This is a genomic window from Acidibrevibacterium fodinaquatile (assembly GCF_003352165.1).
Lineage (GTDB): Bacteria > Pseudomonadota > Alphaproteobacteria > Acetobacterales > Acetobacteraceae > Acidibrevibacterium > Acidibrevibacterium fodinaquatile.
On the sequence record NZ_CP029176.1, the window covers coordinates 2,611,075 to 2,628,018 of the forward strand.

Below are 16,944 nucleotides of genomic sequence, written 5' to 3' on the forward strand. Positions count from 1 at the left end.
CGCTCAGCCGAGGCCCTCTTGCGCGCAGGTTTTCAGCATGTCCTCCCGCCCCGGCACCGTCTCCAGAACCGTGAACACGTCCTCGGGCACGCTGCCATTGGCTTTCGATTCGATGATGAACACCGACTGCACCGATTGATGATCGCAGGCGCGGTAAACTTGCGGCCCCTTGTAGAAATCATATTTCATGCCGGCGAGCGCGGCTGCGACCTTGGCGGTTTCGGTGCTGCCCGCCTTCACCGCCGCGGCCAAAACCGCGCGCACGCCACTATAGCCGAGCGCGCCGTAATCAGAAGGCAAGCGCCCGTCATAGGTTTTGCGAAACCGGTCATTGAACGCCTTGGCGCTCGCGACGTCGCGCTCGATCCCCCAGTAATAGGAGGTGCCGCCAAGCACGCCAGCGAAGGCCTGCGCACCGCCGGCGATGCGCGCCGTCTGCAACAATACCGGGGCGACAAGATGGGTCATACGCTTGAGGCCCGACTCCTCTGCCTGCTTGACGAAAATCTGCTGATCGCGGCCGAAATTGCACAAAAACACGATGTCGGGCCGCAATGCCTGCAGCCGCGGCATCACGGTCGAGAAATCGCGGGTGCCGATCGGCATGTTGATTGCCGCCAGCTCCTCGGCGCCGATCTCGGCGCCCACGGCGCGAAAGCCGGCCACCATCTCGTGGCCATAGGCGTAATCGGCGGCGACATAGGCGCAGCGCTTGCCGAATTTGCCGAACGCATAGCGCCCGACCGCGCCCGCCGTCATGTGCGGGGTCATCGCCTCGTGGAACGTGGTCGGGCCCCAATCGGGGGCATTCACGATCTGATCGGACTGGCTGATGGAATTATAGAGGACGCCGCGCTGTTTGGTGACGGTGTTGACCGCGAGCTGCACCGAGGCCGACAAACTGCCGACAATGAAATCGACATGGTCCTTTTCGATCAACTCGATGGCGCGGGTCGCCGCTTCGCCGGGGTCGAGCTTGTCGTCGCGCACCAGAAGCTCGGCCCGCCGCCCGCCCAAACCACCGGATTCGTTGAATTCGGCGATCGCGACTTGCGCCGCCCGCACCTGATCGGCGGCCTCGGTCGCGTAGGGGCCGGTGATCGGGACGGGAAAACCGATGCGGATCGGCGTTTCTTCGGCGCGGAGTGCAACGAACGGCGCCCCCGCGGCCAAAAACGCCGCGGTTTGCAATACGCTTCGCCGCCCCACGCTGCGGCCCTGCTTGGCTGGCATCGTCATCTCCCCCCGTGTTCTTTGCCGACACTCTATCGGAGCAGAGGCAGCGCGCACAAGCCAGTGCGACCGCCGCCGCGGGCAAAGCGCTTCGCGGGGGGTTTTGTCGAGACCTGCGCGGAAATTCGGGGTGGCGTCAGCGCGCCAGGGAAGGATTACGCGGCTGCGGTTAAAACTTCCAGCGGCGTCAGACCCTCGGCGGCCTCGGCGCGGAGCCAGACCGCGGTGTCATGGAACGCGGCCCCGCCCTTGGGGGGTGCTGCGTCATCGCCGGTCAGCGCGTTGATGCCCACTCCGTCCGGGAAATCGTCGCTCGGCCAGATGCTCTCGACGACGATCACCCCCTGTTGCAGCCCATCGAACAGCCGCGCATGGACGCGAACCTCGCCGCGCGCGTTGCCGAGCCGCACCAGGCCGCCCTCCTCGATGCCGAGCCGCGCCGCATCCTCGGGATGGATCAGCGCCGCCGGGCGCTTTTCGCGTTTGCGCCCGGTCGGTGTCTCGGTGAAGGTGGTATTCAGGAATTGCCGCGCCGGCGCGGTGACCAGGCGGAAGGGCAATGAAGCCGTCGCGTCCTCGGGCGAGGGCATATGATCGGGAAGCGGCGGCATCGCCGCGTGGTTCGGCCCGATCGCCGCCCAATCCGGGGCGAAGTGGAACTTGCCGTCGGCATGGCCGAAGCCGTTGAGGAAGTGGCTGGTCGCAAAATCGGGTTGGGCGTCGATCCAACGCGACGCCAGCACGGTTGCGGCGTCCGGCCAGCCGGAGGCGCGCAGCGTCGCGTCGATCAGTTCCATCGCGCTCATCGCAAATCCCGGATGGCGCGCGCCCAGCCGCTCGGCCAGCGCACACAAGACCTCATGGTTCGAGCGGCACGCCCCAGGCGGGTCGATCAGCTTCGGGCCGATCTGGATATGGCTGTGGCCGCCAGCCTGGTAGATATCGTCATGCTCCATGAACATCGTTGCCGGCAGCACGATATCGGCGAATTTCGCGGTCTCGGTGAGGAATTGCTCATGGACGCAGACAAACAGATCCTCGCGCGCGAACCCGCGCCGGACGCGGTTGGAATTGGGTGCGACGGTCACCGGATTGGTGTTTTGGATGAGCAGCGCATGCACCTCCGGCCCGTCGCCGAGTTCGCTCCGGTCGCCGGTGAGGACGGCGCCAATCCGGCTCATATCCATCTCGCGCACGCTCGTGTCGCGGGCGTCGAGCCCCTCGATCAGGGTTTTGTCCCAATGGTAGATGTGGCGATTGTTCCAAAACGCGCCGCCGCCCTCGTGCTGCCATTTGCCGGTGACGGTCGGCAGGCAGGTTGCGGCAAAAAGATTGGCAGCACCGTTGCGCAGCCGCGAAAACCCGTAGCCGACGCGGATATAAGCGCGCGCGGTCTCGCCGTAGAGCTTCGCGAAGGCCTCGATGGTCTCGACCGAAAGCCCGGTGATCGGCGCCGCCCATTGCGGCCCGCGGCTCCGAAGATGGGCCTCGAGCCGGGCCGGGTCATCGCTGTAGCGGGCCATGTAGGCGCGATCGGCATAGCCATCGCGAAACGCGACATGCATGACCGCGCAGGCCAGCGCCGCGTCCGAGCCGGGACGGAGCGGCAGATGGAGATCGGCGACCTCGGCGGTGCCGGTGCGGTAAGGGTCGATCACCACCAGCTTGGCGCCGCGCTCCTTCCGGGCGCGCGCGATATGGGTCATGACATTGACCTGGGTCGCGACCGGATTGGTGCCCCAGACGACGATCAGATCAGAGCGCGCCATTTCCCGCGGGTCCGGCCCCCAGATCTTGCCAACCCCCGCTTCCCAGCCGGATTCGGCGAGATAGGTGCAAATGGTGGTGCGTTGGCGGGAATAGCCCATGACATGGCGGAGACGGTTGATCCCGTCACGCTGCACGAGGCCCATGGTGCCGGCGTAGTAATAGGGCCAGACCGCTTCCGCGCCATGGCGGGCGGTGGTCTCGCTGAACGCGCCGGCGACGCGATCAAGCGCCTCGTCCCACGAGATCGGGGTGAATTGGCCCGATCCCTTGGGCCCGGTGCGCCGAAGCGGGGTGGTCAGCCGCGCGGGGTGGTGGATGCGCTCGGCATAGCGCGCGACCTTGGCGCAGATGGCGCCAGCCGTGTAGGAATTGGCCGCCGCCCCGCGCACCGCGCCGATCCGAGATCCGTCATGGACCTCGATCTCGAGCGCGCAGGTGGAGGGGCAGTCATGCGGGCAGACGGAGGAACGGATTTCGCGCACCGGGCACTCTTTCACGATCGCAAAACGTAAGTTTAGGTTTCGCTCCGGCTCTTGGCAATGCAGGGCCGTCTCGTTAGGCATCAAGCGGTTTTGCGCCCCCTTCATCCCCGCTCGAGAGGTTTTCATGCGCCGTCGCCATTTCCTCCTCGCCCCGCTCCTGTTCGCGCCCCTCCCGATCGCCGTCTCGCCCGCCGCCTTGGCGCAAGCCGTCGCGCACGGCGGCATCGTCGTCCGGCATGTCTGGGCGCGGGCGGCGGCGGAGGAAGGCATGTCGAGCGTCGTCTATCTCACCATCGTCAATCGCGGCGCTGATGATGCCCTAACCCACGCCCGCACCCCGGTCGCGACCGCCGCGGTCCTGCACCAGACCCGCAACGATGGCGGGGTGATGCGCATGCTCGGCGTCGCCAGCGTTCCGGTTCCGGCCGGCCAGAGTGTGACGTTCAAGCCCGGCGGCTATCACATCATGCTGGTCGGGCTGCAAAAGCCGCTCAAGCCCGGCGATACGTTTCCGATCTCGCTGACGTTTGCCCATGCCGGGACGCTGATCGTCGAGGCGCATGTGCTCAAGGCGGGCGCGAGCGGGCCGGGGCATGACGGCGATGACGACATGGGAGACATGAAGGATATGGGGACGAGCGGCGACATGAAGGACATGGGCGGGATGGACATGAAATAAGCCCCCGCGCCATTAAAGAAGCCCCGCCGAGCATGATCCCGGCGGGGCAGTCAACAGGGAGGCTTCACACCCGGACGATGAAGGGGGTATGCGCCCGGGCAAGCCCGGCGGGACGGCCGGGCCGGCGCCGCCGCGCGGCCATGGCGGGTCCGTTGACCCATAACCAGGGGTTGCGGCAACACACGCCGCACTATGCCGCTTTCTTGGTTCAAGGCCAGGGACAAATCAGGGCAGCTTCCATGCCCGAACTGCATACCCAAGCCGCGCTCACGCCATTTCCGCCAGGCGCGCCAGCAGGAAGTCGCGGAACACCGCGACTCGCTTGGAATTGCGCAGCTCTTCGGGATAGACGAAGAACACATCGACGGTCGGGGACTTCACCTCCGGCAGGATGCGGACCACGTCCTCGGTTTCGGTCGCGAGATAGTCGGGCATGGCGCCGATCCCAAGCCCGGAGCGGATGGCGAGCAGCATGGCGTGCAGGCTGTTGACTTCGAGCAGCGGTTTGCGCCGGCTGCCGTCGCGCCGCCCGGCCTGCGCCAGCCAGTTGATATCAGCGACCGGCGGGTGATAATCGCCGAACAGGATCAGCCGGTGCTGGTCGAGATCATCGACGCTCTGCGGCGTCCCGAATTTCTGCAGATAGGCCGGCGAGGCGCAGATATGCCAGTGCATCGACATCAGATGGCGTTGCACCAGATCGGGCTGCTTTGGCGGATGCATGCGGATAGCAACATCGGCCTCGCGCATCGCGAGATCGAGATCGGTATCGTCGAGCAGGAGGCTCACCGTGACATCCGGATAGGATTCGAGAAAGCTCTGCAGCCGCGGCGCGAGCCAGGAGGCGCCGAAGCTCACGGTGGTGGTGATTTTGAGCCGCCCGGCCGGTTTTTCCTTGCTTTCAGTGAGCAATGCCTCGGTCATCGCGAGCTTGGCGAACACCTCGCGCACCGTGCGGTTCAGGCTTTCGCCCTGCTCGGTGAGGATCAGGCCGCGGGCATGGCGGTGAAACAACGGCACTTGCAGCGCTTCCTCGAGCGCCGAAATCTGGCGTGACACCGCCGATTGGCTGAGATTGAGCGTGTCGCCCGCATGGGTGAAGCTGCCGGCCTCGGCGACGGCGTGAAACACCCGCAATTTGTCCCAGTCCATGGTCAAAATCCCTCCGCCGCCGGGACCGTGCCGGAGGCTCTGCATCATATTGCCGTCAGTCTCACCGCCGCCCCCGCGCCGGTGCGCGCGCTCAGGCGCTACCTCTCGCCCCCGTTCCATGTCAGGCGGCGGCCTGATCGTGGGTTGCGAGGCGGGAGGCGAGAAATTTTTCCGCCTCCAACGCCGCCATGCAGCCGGTCCCGGCGGCGGTGACGGCCTGGCGGAACAGTTTGTCTTGCACGTCGCCGGCGGCGAACACGCCGGCGCGCGAGGTGCGGGTGCTGCCTGGCGTGGTGATGATATAGCCTTCCGCGTCCATCGCGATCTGGCCCTTGAAGATCGCGGTGTTCGGGGTGTGGCCGATGGCGACGAAGACGCCGTCGGTCGGAAGGTCCGAAACCGCGCCGGTCAGGGTATCGCGCAGCCGCACGCCGGCGACCGTCGCCGGCTGGCCGGCGCCGAGAATATCCTCGACGACGCTGTTCCACAGAATGCGGATCTTGGGATGGGCGAAAAGCCGCTCTTGGAGGATGCGCTCGGCGCGGAGCTGGTCGCGGCGATGGATCAAGGTGACGCGCGCGGCATGATGGGTGAGATAGAGGGCCTCCTCGACCGCGGTATTGCCGCCGCCGACGACGACGACGTTTTTGCCGCGAAAAAAGAACCCGTCGCAGGTCGCGCAGGCCGAAACCCCGGCGCCGGCGAGTTTTTTCTCGGCAGGCAGACCAAGCCAGCGCGCTTGCGCGCCGGTCGCGATGATCACCGCATCGGCCAGATATCGCGCCCCGCTATCGCCGTGCGCGGCAAACGGGGTTGCCGCGAAATCGACGGCGGTGATGACGTCGTCGATGAGGCGCGTCCCCATTTTCTCCGCCTGCGCCGCCATTTGCTCCATCAGCCAGGGGCCCTGGATGATGTCGGCAAAGCCGGGATAATTTTCGACATCGGTGGTGATGGTGAGTTGGCCGCCGGGCTGCAGGCCGCGCACCAGAACCGGGGCGAGCCCTGCGCGGGCGGCATAGATTGCCGCCGTATAGCCGGCCGGCCCGGCGCCGATGATCAGCGCCGAGCTGGTGATGGGAACCGAAGCGGAATCGTTCATCCGGTCATTGCCTAATTTTTGTCAGGCATCGACAATATCGAGCCGGGCCGGCCATAAGCAAGCGATCATACGTGTTTGGGTTGATGTTTCCCCCTTGCTCTCCGCCGTCAAGGTAATATTCTTTCGCCACTCCCGAGAGAGGAAACGCCTGCGGGCGTTCGGATGGGACGCCGACGCCGTGGAAACATCATGAAAACGCCGCCTATTGACGCGACACATCCCGAGCCGCCGGGGATCGATGCCATCGATCGCCGCATTCTCGCCGAATTGCAGGCTAATGGGCGCATCACCAATGTCGATCTGGCGAGCCGGACCGGGCTTTCGCCGCCGCCTTGTCTGCGCCGCGTGCGGCGGCTGGAGGAGGCTGGGTTCATTCGCGGCTATCACGCCGATCTCGATCCCGAGCGACTCGGCTGGCAGATCATGTTTTTCGCGATCGTCGGCCTCGACAGCCAGAAAGAAGCGGTTTTGGCCGAGTTCGAGGCGATCGTCGGGGCTTGGCCGGAGGTGCGCGAATGCCACATGACCCGGGGCGGGGTGGATTTCCTGCTGCGGCTGGTGGCGCGCGATGCGGCGCACGAGAATCAGCTGACCGAGCGCCTGACCGGCCTCGAACGGGTGAGCCGCGTCCAAACCCTGCAAACCATCCGCACCAGCCGTGCCTTGACCGGCGTTCCCCTCTGATCCTGGCCGTCTGGAATGTCCTCCGCCGCCCCAACCCTGCCCGCGCGGCTCACCGTCGTCGTCCCATGCTATAATGAACGCGCCAATGTCGCGCCGCTGATCGCGCGGCTGGAGGCGGCGCTGAGGGGGATCGCCTGGGAGGCGGTGTTCGTCGATGACAATAGCCCCGACGGCACCGCCGCCGCGGTGCGCGAGATCGCGGCGCATGATCCGCGCATCCGCTGTCTCCGGCGGGTTGGCAGGCGGGGCCTCTCGTCTGCGGTGATCGAGGGTGCCTTGTCCTCCTCGGCCGAGTTCGTCGCGGTGATCGACGGCGATATGCAGCACGATGAAACCCGCCTCAAGCCGATGCTCGCCAAGCTCGCCGCCGGCGAGGGCGATATCGCGATCGGCAGCCGCTATGTCGAGGGCGGCGGCGCCGCGGGGCTCGCTGGCGGTTTCCGCCAACGGCTCTCGCGGCTCGGCATCCGCTTCGCCCAGCTCTTTCTGCCCGCTCCGGTCAGCGATCCGATGAGCGGGTTCTTCATGATGCGCCGCCAGCGTTTCGAGGAGATCGCGCCACGCCTGGCCGGGAGCGGCTTCAAGATTCTTCTTGACCTGCTGTTCAACGCCCGCCCGCCGCTCCGCGTCGTCGAGATTCCCTTCGAGTTCCGCGCCCGCGCCTTCGGCGAGAGCAAGCTCGATGCGTTGGTGCTGACCCAGTTCGCCGGTTTGCTGATCGATCGCGTGCTGCATGGCGCGGTGCCGCTGCGCTTCATCGCGTTTGCCGGGGTCGGCCTGGTCGGCGTTGGCGCCAATCTCGCGTCGTTGGCGGTCGGGCGGGCGTTGGGGCTCGGCTTTGCGCTGGCCCAGGCGATCGCGACGGTGATCGCCATGGGCGTCAATTTTCAACTCAACAACACCCTCACCTATCGCGATCAGCGCTTGCGCGGGAGGCGGCTCTGGCGAGGGCTTGCCTTGTTCATGCTGTTTTGCGGCATCGGCGCGGTGGCCGATCTCGGCATCGCCCGCACCCTTTATGAAGACCACAACTCCCTCACCGTCGCCGGCGCCGCCGGGGCGATCGTCGCGGTGGTGTGGAACTACGCCATTTCCGCGACCCTGGTCTGGCGCGCCCGATGAACGGGATAGGGTCCAGGGACAATGTCCCTGGCGGGGTTAAGGGGCAGCGCCCCTTACCTTCCTGGCCTTTCTTTCTCCTCGCCCTCCTGGCTCTGACCGCCATCCGCCTCTGGATCGCAGCGCAAACGCCTCTCTCCCCGGACGAAGCCTATTACTGGGTATGGTCGCGGGCGCTGGCGCCGGGTTATCTCGATCATCCGCCGATGGTTGCGCTGTTCGTGCGGCTCGGGACCATCCTCGCCGGCCCCTCGGTGCTCGGGGTGCGGCTGCTCGCGCCGGTTTCGGCGCTGATCGGCTCGCTGCTCCTGGCATCGGCCGCCGAGGATCTGTTTCCCGGCCGGCGCGCCGGCGCTTGGGCGGCAATACTGCTCAATGCGACGTTGCTGATGGCGGCGGGAGCGGTGACGATGACGCCGGATACGCCGCTTCTGCTGTTCTGGACGGCGACGCTCTGGGCGCTGGCGCGCTTTGTGGTGACCGACAAGGGTGGCTGGTGGCTGCTCGCCGGCTTGTTCGCTGGCCTCGCGTTGGACAGTAAATATACCGGGTTATTGCTGTTTGTCGGCGCGGGTTTGTGGCTGATCGCGGTGCCGGCGCTGCGTGCCTGGCTTTGGCGCTGGCCGGTTTGGGCCGCGACAGGGCTTGGATTTTTGCTTTTCGCGCCGATCCTCGCCTGGAACGCCGGGCATGGCTTCGCGAGTTTCGCGAAACAAGGCGGGCGGAGCGCGGTCTGGCATCCCGGTTTGCGGTTTCTCGGCGAATTGCTCGCCGGCCAAATCGGGCTCGCAACACCTTTGGTGTTTGCGCTCGCGGTGGCCGGCGTTGTCGCCGCGGCGCGGCGGTTCTGGCGGGGACGGACGCCGGGCGACGGGCTGTTGCTCGCGGTCGGCGCGTTGCCGGCGCTGGTTTTCCTCGAACACGCGATTGGTGACCGGGTGCAGGCGAATTGGCCGGCGATCTGCTATCCGGCGGCGCTGGTCGCAACCGGCGGGCTCGCCGATGCCTGGCGGCGATGGATGGCGCCGGCGGCGGCGCTCGGTTTCGCCATCGCGGGCCTGGTCTATTGGCAGGCGGTCGCGGCGCCGTTTGCGCTCCCCGCGCGGCTCGACCCGACGCTGGCGCGGCTCGGCGGCTGGCGCGAATGGGCCGATCAGATCGAGGCGGCGCGGCGGGCGAGCGGGGCTGCCTTCGTCGCCGACGAGAATTACGGCGAGGCGGCGATGCTCGCCTGGCTCTTGCCGCACACTGTCGTCGTGGTCGGGGTCGCGCCGCGCTGGGCGCTGTTTTCGCTCCCGCGGGCGGATCAGGCGCTTGCGGCGGCGCCCGGGCTGCTGGTCGAGAGCGCGCGGCGGGCCGAGCATCCAAGCCGCACCGAGCTTGGCGAGGTCATTCGCCAGCGTCGGGGCGTGACCGCCGAGCGCTACCGGTTGTATGGTTTGCGCCTCGGCGAGGGCGCGCCGCCTTCGGTGCTGCTGCCACGACCAGGAGAGAAATTTTGATGGCCGAAGACGCGCCTCTGTTTGCGGACGTGGTGGCGGCGGCCGAGCGCCTCGCCGGCCGGATCGTGACCACGCCGCTTCTCTCCCACCCGTTGCTCGATGAGATCGCCGGCGGGCGCATCCTTCTCAAGGCCGAGCCGCTGCAACAGACCGGCAGCTTCAAATTGCGCGGCGCGACCAACGCCGTGCGCCAGCTTCCCGAAGCGGCGCGGGCGGCGGGTATCGTCACCTATTCCTCCGGCAATCACGGCCAGGCGGTCGCCGCCGCCGCCGCCGCCGCCGGGATCGCGGCGAGCGTCTTCATGCCCGCCGATGCCCCAGCGATCAAACGCGAAAGCACCGCGCGCTGGGGGGCGTCCATCCGGCTCTATGACCGCGCCCGCGAGGACCGCGAGGCCCTCGCTCTCGCCTTCGCCAAAGAGCACGGCGCGACGATCATCCCGCCGTTCGACCACCGCGACGTCATCGCCGGCCAGGGGACACTCGCGCTTGAGATCTTCGCCGAAAGCCGCGCGCGCGGGATCACGCCCGAGGCGCTGCTGGTTCCCGCCGGCGGCGGCGGGCTGATCGCCGGCTGCGCGCTCGCCACGTCGGGGGTCGCGCCCGAGACCCGGGTCTATGCCGTCGAGCCCGAGGGGTGGGACGATACCACGCGCTCGCTCGCCGCCGGTGAGCGGGTTGCGAACGACCAAACGGGGAGCGGGTTCTGCGACGCGCTGCTGGCGCCACGCCCAGGGCGCCTCACCTTCGCGATCAACCGCGCCCATCTCGCCGGCGGCCTCGTCGTCAGCGAGGCAGAGGTGCGCGCGGCAATGGCGTTCGCGTTCCGCCATCTCAAACTCGTCGTCGAGCCCGGCGGCGCGGTCGCGCTGGCGGCGCTGCTGGCGGGCAAATTCCCGGCCCAGGGGCGAACCATCGCGGCGGTGCTCAGCGGCGGCAATGTCGATCCCGCCATGTTCGCGGCGGTTATTGGTGAGAGCCTTTAGGGGTAAGACATGTTCTTTTTTGAAAAAAAGAACCAAAAAACTTTTGTCCTGTTGGGCAGTGCCGGCGGCACTGCCCGTTCCGCGAAGATCGCCGCGCCGAGAAATCGGGGAGAAAGTCTTTTTGCTTCTTTTTCTTCAGAAAAAGAAGATTTTTATTATAAATTTATTTCATAAATATTTTCCAAAGGAGTGGATTCCATGAGCGAAGCTGAACTCAAGAAAATCTACGATCAGGATTTTTTCATTGGTCATGCCGAGGGAACTGCGGAAGCGGCGGCGCTGGTGGTGCCGCTGATCCTTGAGATGCTGCCTGGGCTCGGCGCCGTCGTCGATATCGGCTGCGGTGCCGGCCATTGGCTCGCGGCGTTCGCGCGCGGCGGGGTCAGCGACATTCTCGGCCTCGATGGCGGCGAAACCGCGCCGGCGCTGGCGATCGCACCAGCGCAGTTCCGCGAGACCGATCTCGCCCGGCCGATTGCGCTGTCGCGGCGCTTTGATCTCGCGCTCTCGCTCGAGGTCGCCGAGCATTTACCGGCGGCGCGCGGCGAAAGCTTCATCGCCGAGCTCTGCGCCCTCGCCGATATCGTGCTATTCAGCGCCGCAATCCCCGGCCAGGACGGCACCCATCACATCAACGAGCGCTGGCCGAGCTACTGGGCCGGGCTGTTCGCCACCCACGGCTACACCCCGCATGACGTCATCCGCCCACGCATCTGGACCGATCGGCGCATCCCATTCTGGTATCGCCAGAACGTCTTCCTCTATGCCAACGACGCTGGACGGGCGCGGCTCCGCCTGCCGGCGGATAAAGGCTGGCCGTGCGAGCAGGCGAGCGACATCGTCCATCCCGATCTCTACCGCTTCCAGAGCCATGAATTGCAGGAGCGCCGGCGCGCCGAAACCCCGGCGACGCGCTATCTGATGCGGCTCGAGCGCCAGCTCAGCGCCACCGAAAACCGGCTCGCCGCCATGACCATCGAACACAAGGCGGCGCGCTATGACGTCTATCTGCGCGAAACCACGCTCGCCGAGCGCGATGCCGAGATCGCGGCCCTCAAGGCGCAGCTCGCCGAGGTCAACGCCCTGATCGCCCGCGGCTTCGGGCCCCCGGCCGCGAGGCGGCCGCTTCGCCGGGCAGCGATGCTGATCGAAAGCCGCGCTCTCGCCCTGGCCCGGCGCTATGTCCGCTTGATGCGAGGAGGATGAGAGATGTCAGACACCACCGCAACGGCGCCGCCCACCACCGCGACCATCGGCACGGCGGGGATCGGCCTCGATCAGGTGCGGGCGCATGTCACCGCCGCGGAATGGCAAGCGCGGCTGGAAGCCGCGGCGTGCTATCGCCTGGTCGCGCATTTCGGGATGAGCGATCTCGTCTATAATCACATCACCGTGCGCATCCCCGAGGGCGCGCCCGGCGGCGGCGAGCGGCTGCTGATCAACCCCTATGGCTGGATGTATGAAGAAATCACCGCCTCCAGCCTGATCACCATCGATCTCGCCGGCCGGATTCTGCTTAATCCGCACACCGATATCGGGATCAACCAGGCGGGCTACGTGATCCATAGCGCCGTGCATGGCGCGCGGGCCGATGTCGGCTGCGTCATTCACACCCATACCCGTGCCGGGATGGCGGTTTCGGCGATGCGCTGCGGTCTTTTGCCTTTGACCCAGACGGCGATGCGCTGCTTGCCGGTCGCCTATCACGATTACGAGGGGCCGGCCGTCGATCCCGCCGAACGCGCGCGGCTGGTCGCCGATCTCGGCGACGCGCGTTGCATGATCCTGCGCAATCATGGTCTGCTCACGGCCGCGCCGAGCGTCGCCGAAGCGTTCAACGCCCTCTATTGGCTCGAAATGGCCTGCCGCGCGCAGGTGGACGCGATGGCGGCGCGGACCGAGCTTGCCTTCCCGCCAGAGGCAGTGATCGCGCATACCCGCCATCTCTATCACCCCGAGACCAGACGGCGTTTCGGGCTGATGGAGTGGCCCGCCATGCTGCGTCTCCTCGATCGCCGCGACCGTTCCTGGCGGACGTGATTTTTTGTCGGATGGTCGGCGAATTTAGGTAAGGATTAAGCAACTCCGTGCATGCTGAGCCGGCGTGGGCAAGCGGCACGGAAGAGAATGGCAGGCAAAAGCGGCAAAAATGGCGAAAACGCCAACAAAATCGTCCTCATCCGCAAGGAGGAGGTGATCGAGGGCGGCCATCACGGCGGCGCATGGAAAGTGGCGTACGCCGATTTCGTTACCGCCATGATGGCGTTTTTCCTCCTGATGTGGCTCATCAACGCGACGACGGAGGCGCAGCGTCGCGGCCTCGCCGATTATTTCAGCAAATCCAACATTTTCAGCCATCAGACCTCGGGTTCGGGCAAGCCGTTCGGCGGCAAGACGCCGTTCGAGGACGGTAGCATGGTCTCCGACCGCGGCGCCGAGCAGGTGGTGACGGGCAACGCCGACCCGGTCCAGGACGTCGATGAGGATAATGGCGAGACGCCGGCGCATATTCAGCCCGACCCCAACCAGAACGACGATCTCAATCCCGGCGGCAAGGATCTGACCGGAAGCGGCAACGGCCTTCCCGGCAATACCCTCACCTTCCGCGCCGATGACGGCAAACCCGGGCGCGGTGACAGCGGCCCGGCAGCCCCTGGTGGCCAAGCAGCGACGGCGCCGCAAACCCCGCAGGCAGCACTCGCCAAGCAAGGGACCAACATCGCCAGCGCCGCGTCAACGCCGCCGGTCCCACCGGCCGCGGCGAAGGACGCCGATCCCCGCAAAACCGAGGAAGCCTCGTTCCAGCAAGCGGCGCGCGAAATCCGTGCCGCCATCGCGAGTGATCCGGCGCTCCGCGATCTCGCCCGCCAGCTCGCCATCGACGAAACGCCCGAAGGGCTGCGGATTCAGATTCTCGATGAAGATAAGCGCCCGATGTTCGATCTCGGCGCCTCCGCCCCGAATGGGCGGGCACGGGATTTGCTTGCGAAGATTGCCCCAGTGCTCAACCGCCTGCCCGAACGCCTATCGATCGGGGGGTACACCGACGCGGCACCCTATCGTGGTGGTGGCAAATCGAATTGGGATCTCTCGACCGAGCGCGCCAATGCGACGCGGCGCTTCCTTGCCGAGGCGGGTTTGCCAGAGGATCGCTTCCAGAGCGTGACCGGCCACGCCGATCGCGAACTCTTGCTGCCAGGCGATCCGCTCGCCGCCGCCAACCGGCGGATCGCGATCATGGTGTTGCGCACCGCCGGCCCACGCAAGGCAGCGCCGCAGCCGGCGTCCGCCGTCTCGCATCCTCCCGCCGACGACCGGTGAGCCACCAGCAATGTTGACGATCGGCGGACTGGTCTTTTTGCTGGCATGTGTCTTCGGCACCTTCATCGCCTCGGGTGGCAATATCGGCGTTCTGGTCGAGGCTTTGCCCTTCGAGTTCGTCTCTATCGGCGGCGCCGCGACCGCGACGCTGGTGATGGCGAACTCGATGCATGACGTAAAACACACCCTCTCCGCCTTCGGGAAGGCGATGAAAGGGGCGGCATTCGCGAAGGCCGATTACGTCGATCTGCTCTCGCTTCTGTTCTTTTTCACCAAGCTTGCCGCGAGCAAGGGGCCGATGGCGCTCGAAGCCCATATCGAGCGCCCCGAGGAGAGCAAGGCGTTTCAGAAATATCCCAAGATCACCGGTAACCACCACGCCATTGCGATGATCTGCGACTATCTCCGGATGGTCGGAATGAATGCTGATGATCCCTACCAGATCGAGGACGTCATGGCCCGCGAGATCAAGAAGACGATGGCTGAGGAATTGCATAGCGCCCACGCGCTGCAAACCGTCGCCGACAGCCTGCCCGCGCTTGGCATCGTCGCCGCCGTGCTCGGCGTGATCAAGACGATGTCACATATCAATGATCCGCCGGCGGTGCTCGGGCAGATGATTGGCGGTGCGCTGGTCGGAACCTTTCTCGGGGTGTTGCTGTCCTATGGCCTCGCGGCACCCATTGCCGCCCGCATCAAGGGCGTCGTCGAGGAGGAAAGCAAATATTACGAGGTGATCCGCGCCGTTCTGATCGCGCATCTGCATGGCAATGCGCCGCAGATCAGTGTCGAGACCGGGCGCAAGATGGTGCCGAACCAGCATATGCCGAGTTTCCAGGAATTGGAGGAGGCGCTGCAAAAAGTTCAGATCAACTAACCGATATTTAGAGCGCGATCGGTTTAAGGCGATCACGCTCTACACCTATTTTGGCGCGCAAGTTGGCCGATTTTGATGGAACAGGATGGTTCAATCAAAACCTACCTTGCTCTAGCCTTCCTCGCCCCAATCCTCATGCCATGTGCGGCCGTCGCGTTCGATCAGGGCGATCGCCGCCGTCGGCCCCCAGCTTCCGGCGGCGTAGGGCCGCGGCGCCTCGGTGGCATCAGCCCAGGCATGAATGATCGGCTCGATCCATTGCCACGCCGCCTCGACCTCGTCACGGCGCATGAAGAGGGTCGGGTTGCCGCGCACCGCATCCATCAACAGCCGCTCATAGGCTTCCGGATAGCGCGTGTTGAAGGCTTTTTGAAAACTGATATCGAGCCGCGCCGGGCGCAGCCGCAGCCCACCGGGGCCCGGATCCTTGCTCATCAGCTTGAGCAGCATGCCTTCATCGGGCTGAAGGCGAATGACCAGTTTGTTGGCTTCGAGCTCCGACGCGCCCGGCGGGAAAATGGACAGCGGCACGGCGCGAAACTGCACGACCACTTCCGACACTTTCTGCGGCAGGCGCTTGCCGGTGCGCAGATAAAACGGCACCCCCGCCCAGCGCCAGGCCTGCACCTCGGCTTTTAGCGCAACGAAGGTTTCGGTTTGGCTTGCGTGGCCGAGTTCGCTCGCGTAGCCGGGAACCGGCTTGCCGTCGCTCACGCCATGGACATATTGGCCGCGTACGGTGTGGGTTGCGATTTCGTGCGCCGAGATCGGCCGCAAGCCACGCAGCACCTTGAGTTTTTCGTCGCGCACGGCATCAGGGTCGAGTGACACTGGCGGCTCCATGGCCAGGAGACACAGCAATTGCAGCAGATGATTCTGCACCATGTCGCGAAGCGCGCCCGCCTTGTCGTAATATCCCGCCCGCCCCTCGACGCCGACGGTCTCGGCCACCGTGATCTGGACATGGTCAATGACGTCGGCGTTCCAGAGGCGCTCGAAAATGGCGTTCGCAAAGCGCAGCGCCATAAGATTCTGCACCGTTTCCTTGCCGAGGAAATGATCGATCCGGTAGATCTGGCTTTCCTCGAAAATATGCCCGACCTCGTCATTGATGGCGCGCGCCGACGCGAGATCATGGCCGATCGGCTTTTCCAGAACGACGCGTGATGCCGCCGTGACGAGGTGATTGGCGGCGAGATTGCGACAGATCGGGCCGTAGAGATCGGGCGCGGTCGCGAGATAGAAGACCCGGATCCGCTCGGGCTCGGCGGCGAGGAGTTTGACCAGCCCCTCCCAACCCTCGCCGGTGACGCCGTCGAGCATGGTGTAATGCACGCAGGCGCAAAACTGCGCCGCAATCGCTTCGTCGAAATCGCTCGCCGCGATATGATCGTGGAGCCCCTGCATCATCCGCGCACGATAGTCATCGGTCGTCGTCTCGGTGCGGGCGGCGGCGATGATGCGGCTTTCCCGCGGCATTTGTCCGTCACGAAATCGCGAGTAGAGCGAGGGCATCAGCTTGCGCAAGGTCAGATCGCCGGTCGCACCAAAAACCACCGCGTCGAAAATCTGCACTGGAATGATTTGCGCCATTCTATTTCTCCCGCGTGATATCTTTTGTCCGACCACTAAGGTGGCCGCAGCGGCGCGCGGAGGCAACATCAAGCTCTTGTGTACTCTCCAGACGGACATCTTGGACCGTCATGGAGAGGCGCTTTCATCGCATCGCGGAGCCATTTTATTGCGCCGCACAATGCACTTTCGCATAAAAAATGCTTGATCAGGTGTTTGGATGACGAAAAGACGTGACGAAACGGTCACAAGCAAGTTAAAACCAAGAAAGGCCCGCAGCGTGAGCCACGGGCCAAGTTTGGGGAGGAAACACCAGTCACACGGCAGGACGAGGTCCAATCCTCTTCCTGGCCGTGATGATGGTTGGCTGGGCCATGGGATGTCCAGAGAATTTTGCGCGTCCAGCGCAAGTTTTTTCGTCACCGACAGAGAATTTTGATGAAATTAGGCGCCATTGGCTAAATT

General features: G+C 65.4%; 15 protein-coding genes. 10 read left to right on the forward strand and 5 right to left on the reverse strand.

What is annotated here, in order from left to right; translation table 11 throughout:
- Window positions 1-3 precede the first annotated feature (3 nt).
- Window positions 4-1,233 (reverse strand): ABC transporter substrate-binding protein, encoded by a 1,230-nt coding sequence (locus tag DEF76_RS12455; RefSeq protein ID WP_114913867.1) that lies wholly within the window; start codon window positions 1,231-1,233, stop codon window positions 4-6.
- Window positions 1,234-1,388: 155 nt separating this feature from the next.
- A complete protein-coding gene (locus DEF76_RS12460; RefSeq protein WP_240319001.1) occupies window positions 1,389-3,485 on the reverse strand; it encodes a molybdopterin-containing oxidoreductase family protein in 2,097 nt (698 codons plus the stop codon).
- 124 nt (window positions 3,486-3,609) lie between these two features.
- Between DEF76_RS12460 and DEF76_RS12465 the strand changes: the two genes are divergently transcribed.
- Window positions 3,610-4,164, forward strand: a complete 555-nt coding sequence (locus DEF76_RS12465) for a copper chaperone PCu(A)C (protein ID WP_114912617.1) — start codon at window positions 3,610-3,612, stop codon at window positions 4,162-4,164.
- Window positions 4,165-4,431: 267 nt separating this feature from the next.
- Here the strand turns inward: DEF76_RS12465 and DEF76_RS12470 are convergent, their stop codons facing one another.
- Both DEF76_RS12470 and trxB read right to left on the reverse strand, forming a co-directional pair.
- Window positions 4,432-5,316 carry a LysR family transcriptional regulator gene (locus DEF76_RS12470; protein WP_114912618.1) on the reverse strand — a complete coding sequence of 295 codons (885 nt, stop codon included), beginning with the start codon at window positions 5,314-5,316 and terminating at the stop codon, window positions 4,432-4,434.
- Window positions 5,317-5,437: 121 nt separating this feature from the next.
- Window positions 5,438-6,418, reverse strand: coding sequence for a thioredoxin-disulfide reductase (trxB, locus tag DEF76_RS12475; RefSeq protein WP_114912619.1), 981 nt, complete (start codon window positions 6,416-6,418; stop codon window positions 5,438-5,440).
- Between the two features lie 189 nt (window positions 6,419-6,607).
- Between trxB and DEF76_RS12480 the strand changes: the two genes are divergently transcribed.
- The 9 genes from DEF76_RS12480 (at window position 6,608) to motA (ending at window position 14,907) form a co-directional block, all read left to right on the forward strand.
- The gene (locus DEF76_RS12480; protein ID WP_114912620.1) at window positions 6,608-7,102 is read left to right on the forward strand and encodes an Lrp/AsnC family transcriptional regulator; all 495 of its coding nucleotides are present in this window, start codon (window positions 6,608-6,610) and stop codon (window positions 7,100-7,102) included.
- Window positions 7,103-7,117: 15 nt separating this feature from the next.
- Window positions 7,118-8,224: a glycosyltransferase gene (locus tag DEF76_RS12485; protein WP_114912621.1), complete on the forward strand. Its 1,107-nt coding sequence runs from the start codon at window positions 7,118-7,120 to the stop codon at window positions 8,222-8,224.
- Window positions 8,221-9,723: a glycosyltransferase family 39 protein gene (locus DEF76_RS12490; protein ID WP_114912622.1), complete on the forward strand. Its 1,503-nt coding sequence runs from the start codon at window positions 8,221-8,223 to the stop codon at window positions 9,721-9,723. Before DEF76_RS12485 ends, DEF76_RS12490 begins: the two co-directional genes overlap by 4 nt.
- Window positions 9,723-10,709, forward strand: a complete 987-nt coding sequence (locus tag DEF76_RS12495) for a threonine ammonia-lyase (protein ID WP_114912623.1) — start codon at window positions 9,723-9,725, stop codon at window positions 10,707-10,709. The genes DEF76_RS12490 and DEF76_RS12495 overlap by 1 nt, the downstream gene beginning before the upstream one ends.
- Window positions 10,710-10,718: 9 nt before the next feature.
- Complete coding sequence (locus DEF76_RS19390; RefSeq protein WP_162800629.1) at window positions 10,719-10,883, forward strand: hypothetical protein; 165 nt, start codon at window positions 10,719-10,721, stop codon at window positions 10,881-10,883.
- Between the two features lie 24 nt (window positions 10,884-10,907).
- Window positions 10,908-11,915 (forward strand): class I SAM-dependent methyltransferase, encoded by a 1,008-nt coding sequence (locus DEF76_RS12500; protein ID WP_114912624.1) that lies wholly within the window; start codon window positions 10,908-10,910, stop codon window positions 11,913-11,915.
- Between the two features lie 3 nt (window positions 11,916-11,918).
- Window positions 11,919-12,749: a class II aldolase/adducin family protein gene (locus tag DEF76_RS12505; RefSeq protein ID WP_114912625.1), complete on the forward strand. Its 831-nt coding sequence runs from the start codon at window positions 11,919-11,921 to the stop codon at window positions 12,747-12,749.
- Between the two features lie 87 nt (window positions 12,750-12,836).
- Window positions 12,837-14,030 (forward strand): flagellar motor protein MotB, encoded by a 1,194-nt coding sequence (locus DEF76_RS12510; RefSeq protein WP_114912626.1) that lies wholly within the window; start codon window positions 12,837-12,839, stop codon window positions 14,028-14,030.
- Window positions 14,031-14,040: 10 nt separating this feature from the next.
- On the forward strand, window positions 14,041-14,907 hold the full coding sequence (gene motA / locus DEF76_RS12515) for a flagellar motor stator protein MotA (RefSeq protein ID WP_114912627.1): 867 nt from the start codon (window positions 14,041-14,043) through the stop codon (window positions 14,905-14,907).
- 111 nt (window positions 14,908-15,018) lie between these two features.
- Here the strand turns inward: motA and zwf are convergent, their stop codons facing one another.
- Complete coding sequence (gene zwf / locus DEF76_RS12520) at window positions 15,019-16,500, reverse strand: glucose-6-phosphate dehydrogenase (protein ID WP_114912628.1); 1,482 nt, start codon at window positions 16,498-16,500, stop codon at window positions 15,019-15,021.
- Window positions 16,501-16,944 lie beyond the last annotated feature (444 nt).

Excerpts from the sequence above, each read along its gene's own strand:
- DEF76_RS12455 (WP_114913867.1), bottom strand. The coding sequence starts at position 1,233 with ATGCCAGCCAAGCAGGGCCGCAGCGTGGGGCGGCGAAGCGTATTGCAA.
- DEF76_RS12465 (WP_114912617.1), top strand. The coding sequence starts at position 3,610 with ATGCGCCGTCGCCATTTCCTCCTCGCCCCGCTCCTGTTCGCGCCCCTC.
- DEF76_RS12470 (WP_114912618.1), bottom strand. The coding sequence starts at position 5,316 with ATGGACTGGGACAAATTGCGGGTGTTTCACGCCGTCGCCGAGGCCGGC.
- trxB (WP_114912619.1), bottom strand. The coding sequence starts at position 6,418 with ATGAACGATTCCGCTTCGGTTCCCATCACCAGCTCGGCGCTGATCATC.
- DEF76_RS12480 (WP_114912620.1), top strand. The coding sequence starts at position 6,608 with ATGAAAACGCCGCCTATTGACGCGACACATCCCGAGCCGCCGGGGATC.
- DEF76_RS12485 (WP_114912621.1), top strand. The coding sequence starts at position 7,118 with ATGTCCTCCGCCGCCCCAACCCTGCCCGCGCGGCTCACCGTCGTCGTC.
- DEF76_RS12490 (WP_114912622.1), top strand. The coding sequence starts at position 8,221 with ATGAACGGGATAGGGTCCAGGGACAATGTCCCTGGCGGGGTTAAGGGG.
- DEF76_RS12495 (WP_114912623.1), top strand. The coding sequence starts at position 9,723 with ATGGCCGAAGACGCGCCTCTGTTTGCGGACGTGGTGGCGGCGGCCGAG.
- DEF76_RS19390 (WP_162800629.1), top strand. The coding sequence starts at position 10,719 with ATGTTCTTTTTTGAAAAAAAGAACCAAAAAACTTTTGTCCTGTTGGGC.
- DEF76_RS12500 (WP_114912624.1), top strand. The coding sequence starts at position 10,908 with ATGAGCGAAGCTGAACTCAAGAAAATCTACGATCAGGATTTTTTCATT.
- DEF76_RS12505 (WP_114912625.1), top strand. The coding sequence starts at position 11,919 with ATGTCAGACACCACCGCAACGGCGCCGCCCACCACCGCGACCATCGGC.
- DEF76_RS12510 (WP_114912626.1), top strand. The coding sequence starts at position 12,837 with ATGGCAGGCAAAAGCGGCAAAAATGGCGAAAACGCCAACAAAATCGTC.
- motA (WP_114912627.1), top strand. The coding sequence starts at position 14,041 with ATGTTGACGATCGGCGGACTGGTCTTTTTGCTGGCATGTGTCTTCGGC.
- zwf (WP_114912628.1), bottom strand. The coding sequence starts at position 16,500 with ATGGCGCAAATCATTCCAGTGCAGATTTTCGACGCGGTGGTTTTTGGT.